The organism is Streptomyces sp. NPDC040610 (assembly GCF_055594065.1).
In genome coordinates, this window is sequence record NZ_JBVIXA010000006.1 from 96,163 (window position 1) to 114,012 (window position 17,850).

Here is a 17,850-nt window from a genome sequence, read left to right on the forward strand (position 1 = left end):
CGCGGCCCCCGCACCTCACCCCGCGATCGAGTCCAGCTGCTCGGCCGCCGGACGCAGCTCCCACAGGTCCCCGCCGGGCGGCCGCTCCAGCTTCGGCACGGCGGCCTTCGCGGTGGCCGACCCCGCGTCGGCGGCCGCGCGCACGACGTCGCTCGCCGCGTACCGCAGGAACTCCAGCTCCGGATGCGGCCACTTCGCCGCGCCGGTCGCGGCCGGGAGCAGATAGTCGACCGCCTTGACGAGGCTCTGCCCGTCCGGGCCCCGGTACGCCCACAGGTCCACGCCCACGTGCCTGCCGATGTCGGCGAGGCGCGTGTACGCCACCAGGTCGAACGTCGAGTAGTGCCAGCTGCGGGTGCGGGTGAGCTCCTGCGGCTGGCTGCCGTCGGCGGCGATCTGTGGGTCGATGCGCCGGGCGCGGGCGTTCAGGACGGTCCTGCGGGCCAGCGCCCTGTCGCCGTTGGCGTACGCGAGGGCGGCGAGCTGCATGTCGTAGAAGGTGCCGTGGTTGTTCTTCGCGGCGGCCTCGTCCTTGCCGAACTGGCTGTCCACCAGCCACTTCTGGAAGCTCTTGGTCCAGGAGCGCATCTTCGTGCGGTCCGAGGAGGTCCAGCCCGGCGCGCCCGTGCCGAGGATCGCGAGGGCGTCGACGACGGAGGTGTACGACTGCGAGAAGTCGATGATGCCGATGGCGCGGCCGTCGTACTTGCAGGGGATGAACTGCCCGTGGTTCAGGTGCGGGTTCATCCGCGTCGCCGGGTCGAGGAACCAGGTGCGCAGGACCTTCGCGGCGTGCTCGGCGTACTTCCTGTCGCCCGTGTAGTACCAGGCGAGGGACAGCTCGTAGGCCGAGTCGAAGACGTTCTCCACGTCGCGGCGGTCGGTGCCGGTGTCGACCTCCGGGTTGCGCTCGCCGTCGCGCTGCTCGTACGGGCAGCCCCAGGGGTTGTCGGGGGTCTTCGGCCTGGTCGGCCACCAGTAGGGGGCCTGGCTCAGGTAGTCGTGGGGGTCGCCGCTCGGTGCGGGCTTCGGCTTGTCGACGACCGTCCAGGGGCCCTTGCCGAGCCACTTGTCCGCGCGCGCCGTCAGATGGCCCAGGGCCTCGCGGAGTCGCGGGTCGCCCCGGTCGAGCCGCCGCTTGGCGTCGGCCAGGCGCTCGCCGTCCAGGACGGCGGTGTCGGGGACCTTGGGCTTCGCGGCCGCGGCCACCGGAGGCGGGCCTTGAGCCGGAGTCGCGGGCAGTGCCGTCACCAGGACGGCGGCGACGGCGGCCGTGGCGGTGAACAGGGCGCCTATGCGGGTACGGGCGCTCATCACGCTCCCATCAGATATGTGAACTCTGTTCAGTGACTTGGCCATGCCAACGTACCGGAAGCGCGCCGGAAAGGAGCCACCCTTACGTCGCACTAACATGTCGACGCTGATCGTCGACATGACGACACGGCCCGTCCCTGCGACGACACGGCTCGTCCCCGCGCACAGAAAGCGAACTCACCATGGATCTCGGCGTGCGCTGGAGACTGCACGGCGACGGGCGCACCCCCGCGCCCGGAGCCGTCGTCCGCCCCGATGAACGACTCTCCTGGCCCCGCACCTTCGGGCTCGGCGCCCAGCACGTGGTCGCGATGTTCGGGGCGTCGTTCGTCGCGCCGGTCCTGATGGGCCTCGACCCGAACCTCGCGATCATGATGTCGGGCGTCGCGACGGTCATCTTCCTGCTCGCCACGCGCGGCCGGGTGCCCAGCTACCTCGGCTGCTCCCTGTCCTTCGTGGGCGTGGCCGCGGTGATCCGGGCGCAGGGCGGGTCGAGCGCGACGGTCACGGGCGCGGTGCTCGTGGTCGGCGCGGCGCTGTTCGTCGTGGGGCTCGCGGTGCAGCGGTTCGGCGCGCGGATCATCCACGCCGCGATGCCGCCGATCGTCACGGGCGCGGTGGTGATGCTGATCGGCTTCAACCTGGCGCCGGTCACGGCCGCGACCTACTGGCCGCAGGACCAGTGGACCGCGCTGTGCGTGATGCTGTTCACCGGTCTGGCCGTGGTGTGCCTGCGCGGATTCTGGTCGCGCGTCGCGATCTTCCTGGGCCTGATCTTCGGGTACGCGCTGTCCTGGGTGCTCGACTCCGTCTTCGGCAAGATCCACTCGCAGGACGGCTCCGGCCAGGTCACCGACCACTGGCGCCTCGATCTGTCGGCCGTCGGGAACGCGGACTGGATCGGCCTGCCGTCCTTCCACGGGCCGAGCTTCGAGTGGTCGGCGATCCTGGTGGCGCTGCCCGTCGTGATCGCCCTGGTCGCCGAGAACGCCGGACACGTCAAGGCCGTCGGCGAGATGACCGGCGACTCCCTGGACGACAAGCTCGGCACCGCGATCTCCGCCGACGGCGCCGCGTCCGTGCTCTCCACCGCGGTCGGCGGCCCGCCCAACACCACGTACTCCGAGAACATCGGCGTGATGGCCGCGACCCGCGTCTACTCCACCGCCGCGTACTGGGCGGCCGCCGCCTTCGCCCTGCTCTTCGGCCTGTGCCCGAAGTTCGGCGCGGTCGTGGCCGCGATCCCCGGCGGCGTCCTCGGCGGCATCACCGTCATCCTGTACGGCATGATCGGGCTGCTCGGCGCGCAGATCTGGATCAACGCCGACGTGGACCTGCGCAATCCGCTGAACCTGGTCCCGGCCGCCGCGGGCATCATCATCGGCGTCGGCAACGTCTCGCTGAAGTTCACCGACAACTTCTCGCTCAGCGGCATCGCGCTCGGCACGATCGTCGTCATCACCGGCTACCACGTGCTGCGGGCGTTCGCCCCCGCCCACCTCAAGTCCCAGGAACCGCTGCTGGATTCGGGCACGTCCACGTACGACGACGCGGACGACACGCACAAGGACTCGGACGGGTTCCCTCGTTCTGGGTAAGCGCGAGCCCGGCGCGCCCGGGTGCCGCGCCGGGGCTGGGACCCTGCCCCCATGGCCCAGTCCGAGCGGATCGCCGAGCGCACCCACCCCGTGCGCGTGGACAACGGAACCGGCCGCCTCACCGAGGGCGGCGTCGACGGCGTCCTCGCGCGGATGCGCGCCCTCGACGCCACGTGGCCGCGCCGCGACGGTGTCGCCGTCTTCAACCGCGTGTATCTGGCGGTCACCCAGGAGGTCGGCCGGAGCGTCGCGGCGGGCGGGTTCCCCGACGTCAGGGCGGCGGTCACCCTCGACGTCCGGTTCGCCGAGCGCTATCTGCGGGCCGTGGACACCGCCGCGGCCGACGGGTACCCGCCCGCCTGCTGGCGCCCCCTGTTCCAGTTGCGCCGCCACCCCGGCGTGCGCGGCCTGCAGTTCGCGCTCGCGGGCATCAACGCCCACATCGGCCACGACCTGGCCCTCGCCGTCGTGGACACCTGCCACGGCCTGGGCTGCGCGCCGACCGACCTGGAGGACGAGTTCGACCGCGTGGGCGACATCCTGGTCTCGCTGGAGGAACGCATCCGCGAGGACCTGATGCCGGGCCCCGACCTCTTCCAGGTCGCCGACCCCCTCACCCACCTGCTCGGCTCCTGGAGCCTTGACCGCGCCCGCGACGGGGCCTGGTCGGCGGCGCGCGCCCTGTGGGCCCTGCGCGACTTCCCGGGCGTGGCGGAGGAGATGCGGGCCCGCCTGGACGACACGGTGGGGCTTGTGGGCCGGATGCTGCTCACGCCTCTGCCGGACTGATCCCGCGGCGGGCTAGCGTGTGCGGGACCCGTCCCGGACCTCCAGGAGCTGTCGTGCCCTCTTGCCGACTCGGCCTCGGCCTGCCGCAGATGAAGCACTTCACCATCGGACGCGATGTCCCGCGGGTGGCGCGCGCCGCCGAAGAGACCGGGTTCGACAGCCTCTGGGTCTTCGAGCGCGTCCTGTTCCCCGATCCCCCGACCCAGGGCCTGTGGGGCATCCCGGGCAGGCCCTGGCCGGACACCTACCGCTCGGTCGCCGACCCCCTGGTCACGCTCACGCTCGCCGCCGCCGTCACCGAGCGGGTGCGCCTCGGCACCAGCGTCCTGGTGGCGCCCCTGCACGTGCCCTTCCAACTGGCCCGCTCCCTGGCCTCGTTGGACGCGGCGAGCGGCGGCCGGGTGGTCGCGGGCCTCGGCACGGGCTGGTCCCTCGACGAGTACGCGGCGGCGTCGGTCGCGCCGTACGAGCGGCGCGGCGCGGTCCTCGACGAGACGCTCGACGTGTGCCGGGCCGTGTGGGGCCCGGACCCGGTCGCGTACGAAGGGCCCGAGGGGACACTGACGACGATCGCCCCGTCCGAGGTGGGTCCGAAACCGGCCCGCCCGATCCCGGTCCTGCTGCCCGCCAACAGCCCCCGCTCCGCCCGCAGGCTCGTGGACCGCGCCGACGGCTGGATGCCGGGCGCCGCGGGCCCCGCGCGCCTCGCCGAGGAGTGGCGGCGGCTCACGGACCTGGCCGCCGAGCGTGGCCGCACGGCCCCGATCCAGAGCGTTCTGCGGGCGAACGCGCGCTACACGCCGAAGCCGTACGACGGCCCCGACCGCGCCCCCTTCCTCGGCGACGCCGAGCAGATCGCCGAGGACCTGGTGGCACACGCCGAGGCCGGGGTGGAGGAGATCCTCGTCGACCTCCAGGCGAGCGCCCGGGACGCGCGGGAGCTGACCGACGTGGCCGCCGCGGTGCACGCGGCGGCCAGGGAGGCCGGGCTCTGAGGGCTTCCCTCGGCCTCGCGGTCAGTCCTCCGGCAGTTCCACCGGCGCGATCTCGTCGTACAGGTCACCGGGGCCGGGGTTGGTCGCGTCGGTGGCGCCGCCGAACTGGTGCATGACGCCCCACACGGCGTTGAGGGCGGTCTGGATGGCGCCCTCGGCCCAGCCGGCCGTCCAGGAGATGTCGTCGCCCGCGAGGAAGATGCCGCGCTTGTCCGCCGGCAGGTGCTCCTGCATGAAGTGGGTGAACAGGCGCCGCTGGTAGCGGTAGTGGCCCGGCAGGTTGGCCTTGAAGGCGCCCATGAAGTAGGGCTCGTTCTCCCAGGACACGGTCACCGGGTTGCCGATGATGTGCTTTCTGATGTCGACCTTCGGGTAGATCTCGCCGAGCGACTTGAGCATGACCTCCATGCGCTCGTTCGCCGACAGCGGCAGCCACTTCAGGCTGTCGTCGCACCAGGTGTAGGAGAGGCAGATGACGGCGGGCTTGTCCGGGCCGTCGTCGAGCAGGTAGGTGCCGCGCGTCATGCGGTCGGTGAGCGTCATCGACATGACGTCACGGCCGGTCTGCTCGTCCTTGTCCAGCCAGAACGGCCGGTCCACCGGCACGAAGAGCTTCGAGCTCTCCATGTAGTGGGTCCGCTCCATCGCCGTCCAGTGGTCGATGGGGAACAGCGAGTCGTCGCACTCGATCTTGGAGAGCAGCAGCCAGGACTGGGCGGTGAAGATCGCCGCCCGGTAGGTGCGGATGTCGCCGGAGGCGTCGGTGACCGTGACGCGGTTGCCCGCGGTGCGGTGCAGCCGGGTGACGGCGGGCTTGGGCTCGCCGCCCTCGTGCAGCGCGCTCAGGGACGTGCCGAGCGGCCAGTGCACGATCTTCTGCGGCTCGCGTTCCCACAGGCGCAGCGGGAGCTGCTGGGAGCCGCCGACGATGCCGCGGTGGTGGTCGTCGGCCTCGGTGTAGACGACGCGCAGGATCTCCAGGATGGAGTTCGGGAAGTCGGTGTCCCAGCCGCCGGTGCCGAAGCCGACCTGGCCGAAGATCTCGCGGTGCCGGAAGGACTTGAAGGCCTCGGACTCGCAGAGGAAGCCGTAGAAGGTCTGGTTGTCGAGCTTCTCGACGAGCTTCGACCAGATCTCCCGGATCTTGGGCACATCGCGCTCGCGCAGGGCACGGTTCATGTCGGAGAAGTCCGCGCCCTCCTCCAGACAGGCGTTCCAGGCGTGCATCACGTCGCGGTAGACCTGCGGCAGGTCGTCGACGGTGGTGGCGTAGTGCGACTCGCCCTTGAGGTCCACGACCGTCGAGGGGGTCGCCTCGGCGAGCGGGTTGGGGAACGCCTTGGTCTCCAGGCCCACCAGGTCGATGTAGTGCTGGAGCGCCGTCGAGGACGGCGGGAAGCGCATCGCGCCCATCTCGGCGGTCAGCTCGTCCGTGCCGGTGCCCTCGAAGCCGACGGTGCGCAGCCGCCCGCCGATCTGGTCGGCCTCGTAGACGACGGGCTTGAGGCCCATCTTCATCAGTTCGTACGCGGCCACGATGCCGGAGAGGCCGCCGCCGATGACGGCGACTTCGGCGCCGTGCTCGGTCGCGGGTATCTGGCCGAGGCCCGCGGGGTGCGCGAGGAAGTCGTCGTACGCGTAGGGGAAGTCCGGCCCGAACATGGTGATGGGCGGCTGGGCGTCGGTGTGCTGGACGGCGGTGGGCACCGTGGACGTCATGGGTACGGACTCCTTGCACAGTACGGAAAGGTGGTGCGGGCGGGGCGTCGCCCTCGGCGGCCGGTCGGGGCCGGTGCGGTCAGGCCTGGACGAGGGGTCCGTACAGGCCGGGGCGGCGGTCGCTCAGATAGGGGTTGGCCTCGCGGGACGCGGCGAGGAAGGCGGGGTCGGCGTCGGCGAGCACCAGCTCCTCGCCGCGCCCGGCGCGCGCCCGGGCGATCCCGTCGGGACCGGCGAGCGTGGACAGGCCGACGAACTCGAACTCGCCCTCGGGGCCGACGCGGTTGACGTACGCGACGTACATCTGGTTCTCGAAGGCGCGCACCGGCACGACGGACTCGGCGACGAACTGGAACGGGTGCATCTGCGCGGTCGGGACGAGCAGCAGGTCCGTGCCCGCGAGGGCGTGGGCCCGCACGTTCTCCGGGAACTCCACGTCGTAGCAGATCATCAGGCCGATCCGGAGGCCGTCGAGGTCGGCCTGGACGACGGCCTGCTCGCCGGGCGTGAAGTGGTCGCGCTCGAAGCAGCCGAAGAGGTGGGTCTTGCGGTAGTTCGCGAGGCGGGTGCCGTCCGCGCCGATGAGCTGGACGGCGTTGAAGACGTCGGCGTCGGCGCGCTCCGGGTAGCCGTAGGCGACGGCGAGGCCGTGGCGTACGGCGATGTCGGCCACCGCGTCCGCCGCGTCGCCGTCGGCGGGCTCGGCGAGGCGGGGCACGTCGTCGCCGATCGCGTACCCGGTCAGGAACATCTCGGAGGTCACGAGCAGCCGGGCCCCGGCCGCCGCGGCCCGCTCCGCGGCCTCGTCCAGGACCTTGAGGTTGGCGGCTACCGAGCCGGGACGTCCCGAGCTCTGGAGCAGGGCTGTGCGCAGCGGCGACATGGCTGACCTCGGGGCGTGCGTAGGGAGACGGGCGGGCGTCAGGGGTTCGCAAAGACGGTACGTTCCGCGGCCGTGACCGGGCAAGGCGCGACCGTTGCACCCCTCTGGGCGATTTGTTGCGCGTGTGGCGGCGGAGGCGGCGATTCGTTGCGTGCCGCGCGGGGCGGCGTGTCCACCTGCGGGCGCACCCCGCGCCGCGCGCCCTCCCCCGCGCGGCGGAAGGACAGAGCAGCCCGTGGCCGGACGCCGCCGACCCCCCTGCCACGGGATCGTGATCTCACCCGGAAACGCCGGGAGAACAGCCTGAACGAACGGAGGCTCCCCGTGAGCCGCAACGCCTTCACCCCCACCCGTGTCGCCGTCCTGGGCGCCGCGCTCCTGCTCACCGCGGGCGCGGCGGGCGTCGCCGTGGCATCCGGCGAGGACGTGACGCGCCCCGGGCAGCGGGTCGGCGCGCAGGACGCCGCGCACCCCGCGCCCGCCGCGAAGGGCTCGGCGGCGGCCGAGGCCAAGCCCCGCGAGGCGGCCGCGCTGACCGGCAGGGCCAAGATGTTCCGCAAGACCACCGAGGACGTGACGTTCACGTTCGACGCGCATCTGGCCAAGCGGTACAACGGCGACCCGCGCAAGGCCACCGGCACCTTCAAGTTCGTGCACCTGGACAAGCCGGGCGGCAGGGGAGGCTGGGCCAAGGGCCGGATCGACTGCCTGGTGACGGGCGGCAAGGTGGCGTCCGCGACCGGCATCATCACCGAGACCAGCGACGGCCTGATGGAGAAGGTGAAGGGCGGCCGCGTCGGCTTCAGCGTCCACGACAAGGGCCCGGGCAAGCTGGACCGCCTCGGCTACAGCTGGGGCGCGACGGGCGGCCCCACCGGCGACAAGAAGCTGCCGCGGTGCAACAGCGCCGCCCCCTTCGAGGTGGTCAAGAAGGGCACGGGCGACTTCCACGTGACCCCGTGGCACCCGCCGTACCCCGAGGCCCGCTGAGCCGGGGCGCGGGCTGCCCGCACGGGGGTGGGGCGGCCCGTGCCCCTTGGGTGCAGCGCCCCGAAGGGGCGCGGGGAACCGCGCGACCGGCCACAGCGTGTCCGCGGCCGGAGAACTAGGCGGGAGACCCCGAGGAGAAGCGCCGCATCAGGGGCGAGAGCACCAGCACCGACTTGGTGCGCTCCACGAACGGCTCCCCCGCGATCCGCTCAAGGACCCGCTCGAAATGCCGCATGTCCGCGGCGAAGACCTGGACGATCGCGTCCGCCTCACCGGTGACGGTGGAGGCGGACGCGATCTCCGGGTACCGCTCGAGCCCCCGCTGGATCGCCTCGGGCGAGGTGTTCCGGCGGCAGTAGATCTCGATGAACCCCTCGGTCTCCCAGCCGAGCGCGGCCGGGTCGACGCGGACCGTGAATCCGGTGATGGCTCCGGTGGCCCGCAGCCTGTCCACGCGCCGTTTGACGGCGGGCGCGGACAGGCCGACGAGCTGGCCGATGTCGGCGTAGGAGCGGCGGGCGTCCTCGGCGAGGGCGTGCACGATGCGTTCGTCGAGATCGTTCAGTCGCACAGGGGGTCGTTCACTTCTCTGCGTGTCACTTCACCGCGGGGACCTCGGGGGTCTCGGCGGTCTCCAGACGGGAGCGGCGCATCCCGTACAGGAAGTAGAACACGAGGCCGACGGCCATCCAGACACCGAAGACGACCCAGGTGACCGAGTCGAGGTTGAACATGTTGTACGCGCAGAAGCCGAAGCCGAGCACCGGGAAGAGCCAGCCGAAGGGCACCCGGAACGTGCGGTTCATGTCGGGCCGGGTGCGGCGCAGCACGATCACGGCGATGTTGACCAGGCCGAAGGCGAAGAGCGTGCCGATGCTGGTGGCGTCGACGAGCTTGCCGAGCGGGATCACGGAGGCGAGCGCGCCGCAGAAGAGGGACACGATGACGGTGTTCACGCGGGGCGTGCCGGTCTTGCCGCTGACCTTGGCGAACTTCTTGGGCACGAGGCCGTCGCGGGACATCGCGAAGAGCACGCGGGTCTGACCGTAGAGGACGGTCAGGACGACGCTGGCGATGGAGATGACGGCGCCCGCGGCGAGCAGCGTGCCCCAGACGGTCTGACCGGTGACGTCGTTCATGATCGCGGTCAGCGACGCCTCGGAGCCCTCGAAGTCCTTCCAGTTCCAGGCGCCGACGGCGACGGCGGCGACCAGGACGTAGAGCGCGGTGACGATGATCAGCGAGAGCATGATCGCGCGCGGCAGGTCGCGCTGCGGGTTCTTGGCCTCCTCACCGGCGGTGGAGGCGGCGTCGAAGCCGATGTAGGAGAAGAAGAGGCTCGCTCCGGCGGCGCTGACCCCGGCGACGCCGAGGGGCATGAAGTCGGAGTAGTTGCCGGACTTGAAGCCGGTGAAGCCGACGGCGCAGAAGAGCACGAGGGCCGCGATCTTCACGATGACCATGATCGTGTTGGCGCGCGCGGACTCCTTGGCGCCACCGAGCAGGAACACCATGGCCAGCAGCACGACGATCAGGCCGGGCAGGTTGATGATCGCGCCGTCGACCTCACCGGGCGCCGCGGACAGCGCGTCCGGGATGGTGACGCCGATGGTCCCGTCGAGCAGCTCGTTCAGGTACTCGCCCCAGCCGACGGCGACGGCCGCGACCGACACGCCGTACTCGAGGACCAGGCACCAGCCGCACACCCAGGCGACGAGCTCGCCCATGGTTGCGTACGCGTACGAGTACGAGGATCCGGCGACGGGGATGGTGCCGGCCAGCTCCGCGTACGAGAGGGCCGAGAAGAGGGCGGTGAGACCGGCGATCACGAAGGAGACCGTCACGGCCGGACCGGCCTTGGGGACGCTCTCGCCGAGCACCACGAAGATGCCGGTGCCGAGTGTCGCACCGATGCTGATCATGGTCAGCTGCCACATGCCGAGGGTGCGCCGCAGCGAGCCGCCCTCACCCTGGCCGCCCTCCGCGACCAGGCGTTCCACCGGCTTGCGCCGCATCAGTCGAGTGCCGAGACCCACCGGGCCCTTGGGGCCTTGGTGGGTCTGCGGGGGTGCGCCCTGGTCGAGCACGCGCTGGCTCCTTCATCGCTGCCGGTAGAGGTGGCAGGAAGCCACGGCAGCCCACAAGCGAAGAACGGGAGCCACCGAGCAGGCAGTCCCCGCCACGCCACGTACAGCGCCCGACTCTACGAGGCGCCGGTTCCCGACCGTAATGCAGCAACGTTGCGCATCGGCACAAGATCGTTGCGTGCGGCGCGGCGATGCGCGTGTTCGTTGCGCCGTCCGTTTCGTCCGTTGCGTTCGGAGGGAATTCCGGAGGTGATTCGGAGGGAATTCGCAGGGAACGAAGAACGGCGGGCCGCACCCACGAAGGGGTGCGGCCCGCCGTTCTTCAGGGGCGCGGGGAACTGCGCGACCAGCCCCCGTCAACCCGCGGACGGGAGCCGGACCGGCACGGCGCGGCGACTAGCTCCAACTGGCGTGCAGCGGCTTGCCCTCGGCGTATCCGGCGGCGCTCTGGATGCCGACGGTGGCCTTCTCGGCGAACTCCGCGAGGGACGCGGCGCCCGCGTAGGTGCAGGAGGAGCGGACGCCCGCGATGACCGAGTCGATCAGGTCCTCGACGCCCGGGCGGGCCGGGTCGAGGAACATGCGGGAGGTGGAGATGCCCTCCTCGAACAGCGCCTTGCGGGCGCGGTCGTAGGCCGACTCCTCGCTGGTGCGGTTGCGCACGGCGCGGGCCGATGCCATGCCGAACGACTCCTTGTACAGCCGCCCGTTGGCATCCTGCTGGAGGTCGCCCGGGGACTCGTAGGTGCCCGCGAACCAGGAGCCGATCATGACGTTCGACGCACCGGCGGCCAGCGCCATGGCGACGTCGCGCGGGTGCCGGACGCCACCGTCGGCCCACACGTGCTTGCCGAACTTCGCGGCCTCGGCGGCGCATTCGAGCACCGCGGAGAACTGCGGGCGGCCCACGCCGGTCATCATCCGGGTGGTGCACATGGCGCCGGGGCCGACGCCGACCTTGATGATGTCGGCGCCCGCCTCGATCAGGTCCCGCACGCCCTCGGCGGCGACGATGTTGCCCGCGACGATCGGCACCCGCGGGTCGAGCGCGCGCACGGCCTTGACCGCGGCGATCATCGACTCCTGGTGACCGTGCGCGGTGTCCACGACGAGCGTGTCGACGCCCGCGTCGAGGAGCTGCTTGGCCTTGCCCGCCACGTCGCCGTTGATGCCGACGGCGGCGGCGACGCGGAGCTTGCCGTTCGCGTCCACGGCCGGGGTGTACAGCGTCGCGCGCAGGGCGCCGGTGCGGGTGAGGATGCCCGCGAGGCGGCCTTCCTTGTCGACCGCGGGCGCGTAGCGGCGGTTGGCGCCGTCCAGCTTGTTGAAGGCGTCGCGCGGGTCGATGTCCGCGTCGAGCAGCAGCAGGTCCTTGGACATGACCTCGGACAGCTGCGTGAAGCGGTCGACGCCGCTGAGGTCGGCGTCGGTGACCACGCCGACCGGCTTGTGGTCCGCGTCCACCACGACGCCCGCGTTGTGCGCCCGCTTGGGCAGCAGCGCGAGGGCGTCCGCGACGGTCTGCGTGGGGGCCAGCACGATGGGGGTGTCGAGCACGTGGTGGCGCGTCTTCACCCAGGAGATGACCTCGGTGACGACGTCGATCGGGATGTCCTGCGGAATGACGACGAGGCCGCCGCGGCGGGCGACGGTCTCGGCCATGCGGCGGCCCGCGATCGCGGTCATGTTGGCGACGACCAGCGGGATCGTGGTGCCCGTGCCGTCCGGCGACGTGAGGTCGACGCCCTGGCGCGAGCCCACGGCGGAGCGCCTCGGCACCATGAAGACGTCGTCGTACGTCAGGTCGTACGCGGGCTGGATGTCATTGAGGAAACGCACGTGCTGCTCATCCCAGTCGATCAGAGGTGGCCCCCGAACAGGACAGCCGGGGGAAAAGCACGTACTTCATTGTCCCATGCCGCGGGGATTGCGCCGCCTGAGACGATCACCCAGACGCCCCCGAACCCCCTGGTCGGATCCTCCAAGCGGGCGCGCTCCGCCTCAGCCCGAGAGCGGCCCCACGACCAGCACGACCTCAAGTCCCCGCTCCCGCCCCTGCCAGTACGTGACCGCGTCGGCGAACACCTCCTGCGCGACGGCCCAGTCGCCCGGCGCCGCCTCGGCGTACTCCCGCCACCCGGAGACGACGAGCAGCCGCCCCGGCGCTTCGGTCGTCCAGGACAGGTCGGTGAGACAGTCCGCGAGCGCGTCCCAGTTGCGGCCGAACCAGTCCGGCAGCGTCAGCGCCTGCGCGCACCGGTCCATGAAGGCGTTCTTGTCGAGCACGCCGGTCAGGTCGAGCGCGAGCGTGGCCCAGCCACTGCCGCGCACGGCGTCGAGCACCGACGCGGGCACGGGCCCGAGCGACTCGCCCCCGCCCTCTCCGTCGACGCCCCGCGTGCCCGCGTCCCGCCCTTCCACGCCGTCCGCGTGGACCCGCTCCGCGTCCTCACCCGCCATCACGCCCTCGCCTCCCTCATCGCGCCCGCCGGACCCGCCACATCCACCACGCCCAGCACTCCCGCCACCGTCGTCACCGTGCCACCCCGCCTTCCCGGACCGCGCCGTCCCATCCCCGTACCGCCGCCGCCGTCTCCGCCGCCGTCGTCTCCGCCGCCGTCATCTCAGCACCGCCCTGAACGACGCGTAGTGGTCGTCCGTGTAGTACGTCTCGTGCTCGCGGCCGGTCACGATGCGGCGGGCGCCGCGGGTGCGGGCGCCGGGGGTGGGGACGGTGTACTCGCGGTAGTAGCCGCGTGCGTGCCGGGGCAGTTCGCCCTCGAAGTTGCCGAAGACGGTGCCGTCCTTCTCGTACGGGAAGGGACCGCCGTCGTCGATGAGGCGCAGCGTCCGTCGTGCCTCGGCGGGGAGGCGGGCGGCCTCGACGGTCGCCATGCCGCGCGCCCACGCGGGGGTCTCGGCCACGGCGCCCGGGCTGCTCCGCCGGTCGGCGGCGCTCTGCCGGTCGGGGGTGTCGCTCCCCTCCGTACCGCAGCCCGCGAGCAGCACCGCGAGACAGATCAGCAGCGCGCTCAGGAGCGCTCTCCGCAGGTGGCCGGAGGCCCGGAAGATCATGAGGCCGATGCTGCCAGCTTCCGCGCACCGGCGCGCGCCGACGTCCACGCGTCGTCGGTCACCACTCCCACCGTCGGACCCCGGCTGCCGCGCCGGTATCCGACCGTCCCCGTCCCCCGGCCCCCCGGCCGCTCCGCCCCGCACGCCCCACGTGCGCCGTACACCTCACGCGCCGCGCGGGCCCCGCGCTACTCCCCGTCCGGATCCGCCCGGTCGAGGGCCGGCCGCGGTGCCGAACCGGCGACCAGGAGCTGGTCCGCCGCCGCCGTGTCCGTGACGAGGCTCGTGACCAGGCCGGAGCGGAGCACCGCGTCGATCGCGGCCGCCTTGCGCTGGCCCCCGGCGATCGCAACGACCTCGGGGATGCGGCGCAGCCGGTCCGCCTCGACGGTGATGCAGCGCTCGCCGAGGTCGCGGCCGACCCTGCGGCCCTCCGCGTCGAAGAGGTGCGCCGACATCTCCGCGGCGACGCCGAGCGAGGCGTAGTGCGCGCGCTCCTCGTCGGTGAGCATGTCGTGGACCGTGGAGATGCCGGGCTCCCAGGAGCCGATGGACACCGCTGCGACGGTGACCTTGTCGAAGTACTCGAAGGCCCGCGCGATCCCGGTCTGGTGGCGCAGCGCGGCGGCGGTCGCCGCGTCCGGGAGGAGCATCGGGGCGTAGATCGGGTGGGCGTCGCCCCCGGAGACCTGCGCGGCCCGCCGGACCGCCTCCACCGAGCCGCGCTCGGCGGTCCCGGCGTCGTACACGCCCGTCAGCTGCACGACCGTGCAGGGCGGCAGCGCGTCGAGCGCCGCCGCCATGTTGATGGTCGAGCGCCCCCAGGCGAGGCCGAGCACGTCGCCCTCGTTGACCAGCTCGCCCAGGAGCCCGGCCGCGACCTCGCCGAGGTTCTCCGGGTCCGGGGAGTCGTCGATGTCCTCGGTCGCCGCCGGGGACTCGACGACGACGGCGTGCCGCAGGCCGTAGCGGGCGCGCAGCGCGTCGGAGCGCTCGGCGTCCAGCTCCGCGGGCACGCGGATCTCGATCCGTACAAGATCACGTTCGAGAGCCGTCTCCAGGACCCGCGCCACCTTGAAGCGGCTGACGCCGAACTCCTCGGCGATCTGGATCTTGGACTTGCCCTCGAGATAGAAACGGCGGGCCATGGCCGCCGCCTGCACCAGCTCCGCGGGTCCCATCCGCATGGCTGACCGACCCGCCGACATGGCCGACACGGCGCTCTCCTCACTGCTGTTCACCACATACGTACACCTGGATTCGCTGTTCATCCTTGCAGATCCGGCGTACTTGATCAGCCCTGATGGGCCGCGTTCACGTTCCCGTGGCCAAGCCGTTGGCCAAGCGGCTGCCCCGTCGTGCCCGGTCCGCGCCTCAGTGGGCGCACGCCCACCCCGCGGCCCCGGTGGCCTCCTCGGCCTGGGTGCGCAGTGCACGCACCGCCTCCGCCGGGTCGTCCGCGCCGTACACCGCCGATCCGGCGACGAAGACGTCGGCACCGGCCTCGGCGCAGCGCTCGATGGTGGTGGCCGAGACGCCGCCGTCGACCTGGAGCCACAGTTCGAGTCCGTGCTTGCTGATGAGCTCACGGGTGCGGCGGATCTTGGGCAGCATGATGTCGAGGAAGGCCTGGCCGCCGAAGCCGGGCTCGACGGTCATGATCAGGAGCATGTCCAGCTCCGGCAGCAGGTCCTCGTACGGCTCGATCTGCGTCGCGGGCTTCAGCGCCATGGACGCGCGGGCGCCCTTCGCGCGGATCTCGCGCGCGAGCCGCACCGGCGCCCCGGCCGCCTCGGCGTGGAAGGTGACGGATCCGGCGCCCGCTTCGACGTACTGCGGTGCCCAGCGATCGGGGTCCTCCATCATCAGATGGCAGTCCAGAGGCGTGTCCGTCGCCCGTGCCAAAGACTCTACGACCGGCACCCCCAGGGTCAGGTTCGGAACGAAGTGGTTGTCCATGACGTCGACATGGAGCCAATCCGCGCCCTGAACGGCGCGCGCCTCCTCGGCGAGGCGGGCGAAGTCGGCGGAGAGGATGCTGGGGTTGATCTGCACGGCCATGCCCCAAGACTGCCATGCCGCGCGGCGGTTGCCCGCCCCGGTCCCGCCAAGGTCACCGCGGGGCGCGCGCCGGGGGTGAAAGCGACCTCCCCGGCCCGCGCAGCGCGTGCCATGCTGTCCGTCCACCGCCAGCGCGTGGGACAGCAGGGGGACAACCATGCCCATGTCTCGGTCTGGGACGCGGTCCGACACCAAGCGCCAGGAACGCCGAGGAGTGGCCTGGCTGGTCTGTGGGCCACGCGCCAAGTGGCTGGTCCTGGTGTTCTGGCTGATCGTCCTGGTGCTCGCCGCGCCGCTCGCCTCGAAACTCGCCGACAAGCAGGACAACACGGCGTCGTCCTGGGTGCCGCGGTCCGCGGAGTCCACCCGGGTCCTGGACACCTCCGAGGGGTTCCGGCCCGAGACCATGCCGATGGTGATCCTGTTCGCCCGCGAGGACGGCCCGCTCACCGCGCGGGACCGGTCGCGGATCGCGGACGGTGTGAGCGAGGTCAAGCAGCTGCGCTCGCACTGGATCCGCGGCGACGAGACCCGCGGCCCGACCTTCGACAAGCCAGGCGCCAGGGCGCAGGCCGCGCAGGTGTACGTGCCGCTGACGATGAGCAACGACCTCTGGAACGACCTGCCGGAAGCCGTCGACGACGTCAAGGACAAGGTGGGCGAGGGCGAGGACGGCCTGGAGGTGTACGTCACCGGGCCCGCCGGTGTCTCCGCCGCCCTGTCGGAGGCCTTCGCGGAGATCGACTCGACGCTGCTGCTCACGGCGGGCGCGGTCGTCGTGGTGGCCCTCCTGATCACCTATCGCAGCCCGATCCTGCTCTTCGTCCCGCTGCTCTCGGCGTTCGTTTCCCTGTACGCGGCGCAGGCGCTGATCTATCTGCTCGCCGAGCACGCCGACCTGACCGTCAACGGCCAGAGCGCGGGCATCCTCACCGTCCTCGTCTTCGGCGCGGGCACGGACTACGCGCTGCTGCTCGTCGCCCGGTACAGAGAGGAACTGCGCCGCCACGCGGACCGGCACGAGGCGATGGCCCTGGCCCTGCACCGGGCGGGTCCCGCCGTGCTCGCGTCCGGCGCGACCGTCGTCCTGAGCATGCTGGTGCTGCTGGCCGCCGAGATGAACTCCACCCGCGGGCTCGGGCCCGTCGCGGCGATCGGTGTCGCGGTGGCGGTGCTCGCGATGCTGTCGCTGTTCCCCGCGGTGCTCGTGATCTGCGGCCGCTGGCTGTTCTGGCCGCTGGTCCCGCACGAGGGCAGCGCCGACCCGGCCGACGAGGGCCTGTGGGCGCGCATGGGCCGCCGGATCGCCGCCCGTCCCCGCAAGACCTGGATCGTCACGTCGCTGGCGCTCGCCGCGCTCGCCCTCGGCCTGCTCCAGCTGCGCGCGGCCGGGATCAGCAACGAGGACTCCTTCATCGACAAGCCGGACTCGGTCACGGGCCAGGAGGTGAAGGCCGACTACTTCCCCGCGGGCACCGGCGACCCGATGGTCGTCATCTCGGACAAGGCACAGGCCGACGAGGTCAGCAGCGCCGTCCAGAACACCCGCGGTGTGCAGAAGGGCAGCGTCTCGGTGCCCCCGGGCACGAAGGCCGAGCACGACGGCAGGGTGCTGGTCGAGGCGATCCTCACCGACCCGGCCGACGGGAAGGCGGCCAAGGACACCGTGGAGCGGGTCCGGGACGCGGTGCACGCCGTGCCGGACGCGGACGCGCACGTCGGCGGCGGCACGGCGACGCTGCTCGACATGGACAAGGCGACCGTCCGCGACGACAAGCTGGTCATCCCGCTCGTCCTGCTGGTGGTGCTGCTCATCCTCGGCGCCCTGCTGCGCGCCGTCGTCGCCCCGCTGCTGCTGATCGCGACGGTGATCCTGTCGTTCTCGGCGGCCCTCGGCATCAGTGCGCTCGTCTTCCGCCACATCTTCGACTTCCCGGGCGAGTCCACGGACTTCCCGCTGTTCGTCTTCGTCTTCCTCGTGGCGCTCGGCATCGACTACAACATCTTCCTGTCGACCCGCATCCGCGAGGAGGCCGCCCGCCAGGGCACCCGTGCCGGCGTGCTGACCGGCCTCTCCGCGACCGGGGCGGTCATCACCTCGGCGGGTCTGGTCCTCGCGGGCACCTTCGCCGCCCTCAGCACGATCCCGATGGTGCCGTTCGTCGAGATCGGCTTCGCGGTCGCGCTGGGCGTCCTGTTGGACACCTTCATCGTCCGCTCGGTCCTGGTCACGTCCCTGTTCCTGGACGTGGGGCCGAAGGTGTGGTGGCCGCACGCGCTGGCGCGCGACGAGGCCCACCAGCGGCAATGACCGGCATGACTGACGGGCGTCGAACCGG

The 17,850-nt window shown here is 72.0% G+C and carries 15 protein-coding genes; 5 read left to right on the forward strand and 10 right to left on the reverse strand.

Going from position 1 to position 17,850, the window contains the following annotated elements:
- Positions 1-15 precede the first annotated feature (15 nt).
- Positions 16-1,314, reverse strand: coding sequence for an alginate lyase family protein (locus ACZ6AA_RS21805; RefSeq protein WP_471459530.1), 1,299 nt, complete (start codon positions 1,312-1,314; stop codon positions 16-18).
- 182 nt (positions 1,315-1,496) lie between these two features.
- On the opposite strand from ACZ6AA_RS21805, the gene ACZ6AA_RS21810 reads away from it, so the two are divergent.
- The 3 genes from ACZ6AA_RS21810 to ACZ6AA_RS21820 all read left to right on the forward strand — a co-directional run bounded on the left by ACZ6AA_RS21810 (position 1,497) and on the right by ACZ6AA_RS21820 (position 4,696).
- Positions 1,497-2,912 carry a uracil-xanthine permease family protein gene (locus tag ACZ6AA_RS21810; protein WP_468453331.1) on the forward strand — a complete coding sequence of 472 codons (1,416 nt, stop codon included), beginning with the start codon at positions 1,497-1,499 and terminating at the stop codon, positions 2,910-2,912.
- A 51-nt stretch (positions 2,913-2,963) separates the two neighbouring features.
- Positions 2,964-3,701 (forward strand): DUF5995 family protein, encoded by a 738-nt coding sequence (locus ACZ6AA_RS21815; RefSeq protein WP_471459532.1) that lies wholly within the window; start codon positions 2,964-2,966, stop codon positions 3,699-3,701.
- 89 nt (positions 3,702-3,790) lie between these two features.
- Entirely contained in the window at positions 3,791-4,696 is a 906-nt protein-coding gene (locus tag ACZ6AA_RS21820) for an LLM class F420-dependent oxidoreductase (RefSeq protein WP_468453513.1), read from the forward strand.
- A 21-nt stretch (positions 4,697-4,717) separates the two neighbouring features.
- Here the strand turns inward: ACZ6AA_RS21820 and ACZ6AA_RS21825 are convergent, their stop codons facing one another.
- Together ACZ6AA_RS21825 and ACZ6AA_RS21830 are read right to left on the reverse strand one after the other, a co-directional pair.
- Positions 4,718-6,415 (reverse strand): flavin monoamine oxidase family protein, encoded by a 1,698-nt coding sequence (locus tag ACZ6AA_RS21825; RefSeq protein WP_471459534.1) that lies wholly within the window; start codon positions 6,413-6,415, stop codon positions 4,718-4,720.
- Positions 6,416-6,494: 79 nt separating this feature from the next.
- Positions 6,495-7,289 (reverse strand): carbon-nitrogen hydrolase family protein, encoded by a 795-nt coding sequence (locus tag ACZ6AA_RS21830; protein WP_468453511.1) that lies wholly within the window; start codon positions 7,287-7,289, stop codon positions 6,495-6,497.
- 333 nt (positions 7,290-7,622) lie between these two features.
- Here ACZ6AA_RS21830 and ACZ6AA_RS21835 point away from each other — a divergent pair, with 333 nt between their 5' ends.
- A complete protein-coding gene (locus ACZ6AA_RS21835; RefSeq protein WP_471459536.1) occupies positions 7,623-8,288 on the forward strand; it encodes a Repetin in 666 nt (221 codons plus the stop codon).
- Positions 8,289-8,403: 115 nt separating this feature from the next.
- Here ACZ6AA_RS21835 and ACZ6AA_RS21840 read toward each other — a convergent pair whose 3' ends face one another.
- From ACZ6AA_RS21840 to rpe, 7 genes are all read right to left on the reverse strand, one after another.
- Positions 8,404-8,859 (reverse strand): Lrp/AsnC family transcriptional regulator, encoded by a 456-nt coding sequence (locus tag ACZ6AA_RS21840; RefSeq protein ID WP_030360443.1) that lies wholly within the window; start codon positions 8,857-8,859, stop codon positions 8,404-8,406.
- Between the two features lie 25 nt (positions 8,860-8,884).
- The gene (locus ACZ6AA_RS21845) at positions 8,885-10,375 is read right to left on the reverse strand and encodes an amino acid permease (RefSeq protein WP_468453323.1); all 1,491 of its coding nucleotides are present in this window, start codon (positions 10,373-10,375) and stop codon (positions 8,885-8,887) included.
- 396 nt (positions 10,376-10,771) lie between these two features.
- Positions 10,772-12,214, reverse strand: coding sequence for a GuaB1 family IMP dehydrogenase-related protein (locus ACZ6AA_RS21850; protein WP_468453321.1), 1,443 nt, complete (start codon positions 12,212-12,214; stop codon positions 10,772-10,774).
- Between the two features lie 162 nt (positions 12,215-12,376).
- A complete protein-coding gene (locus ACZ6AA_RS21855; protein WP_471459538.1) occupies positions 12,377-12,835 on the reverse strand; it encodes a barstar family protein in 459 nt (152 codons plus the stop codon).
- A 159-nt stretch (positions 12,836-12,994) separates the two neighbouring features.
- Positions 12,995-13,450, reverse strand: coding sequence for a guanyl-specific ribonuclease (locus tag ACZ6AA_RS21860; protein WP_468453317.1), 456 nt, complete (start codon positions 13,448-13,450; stop codon positions 12,995-12,997).
- Positions 13,451-13,638: 188 nt separating this feature from the next.
- Entirely contained in the window at positions 13,639-14,691 is a 1,053-nt protein-coding gene (locus ACZ6AA_RS21865; RefSeq protein ID WP_030360453.1) for a sugar-binding transcriptional regulator, read from the reverse strand.
- Between the two features lie 133 nt (positions 14,692-14,824).
- On the reverse strand, positions 14,825-15,511 hold the full coding sequence (gene rpe / locus ACZ6AA_RS21870) for a ribulose-phosphate 3-epimerase (protein WP_468453315.1): 687 nt from the start codon (positions 15,509-15,511) through the stop codon (positions 14,825-14,827).
- 163 nt (positions 15,512-15,674) lie between these two features.
- Between rpe and ACZ6AA_RS21875 the strand changes: the two genes are divergently transcribed.
- Positions 15,675-17,822 carry an MMPL family transporter gene (locus tag ACZ6AA_RS21875; RefSeq protein WP_468453313.1) on the forward strand — a complete coding sequence of 716 codons (2,148 nt, stop codon included), beginning with the start codon at positions 15,675-15,677 and terminating at the stop codon, positions 17,820-17,822.
- Positions 17,823-17,850 lie beyond the last annotated feature (28 nt).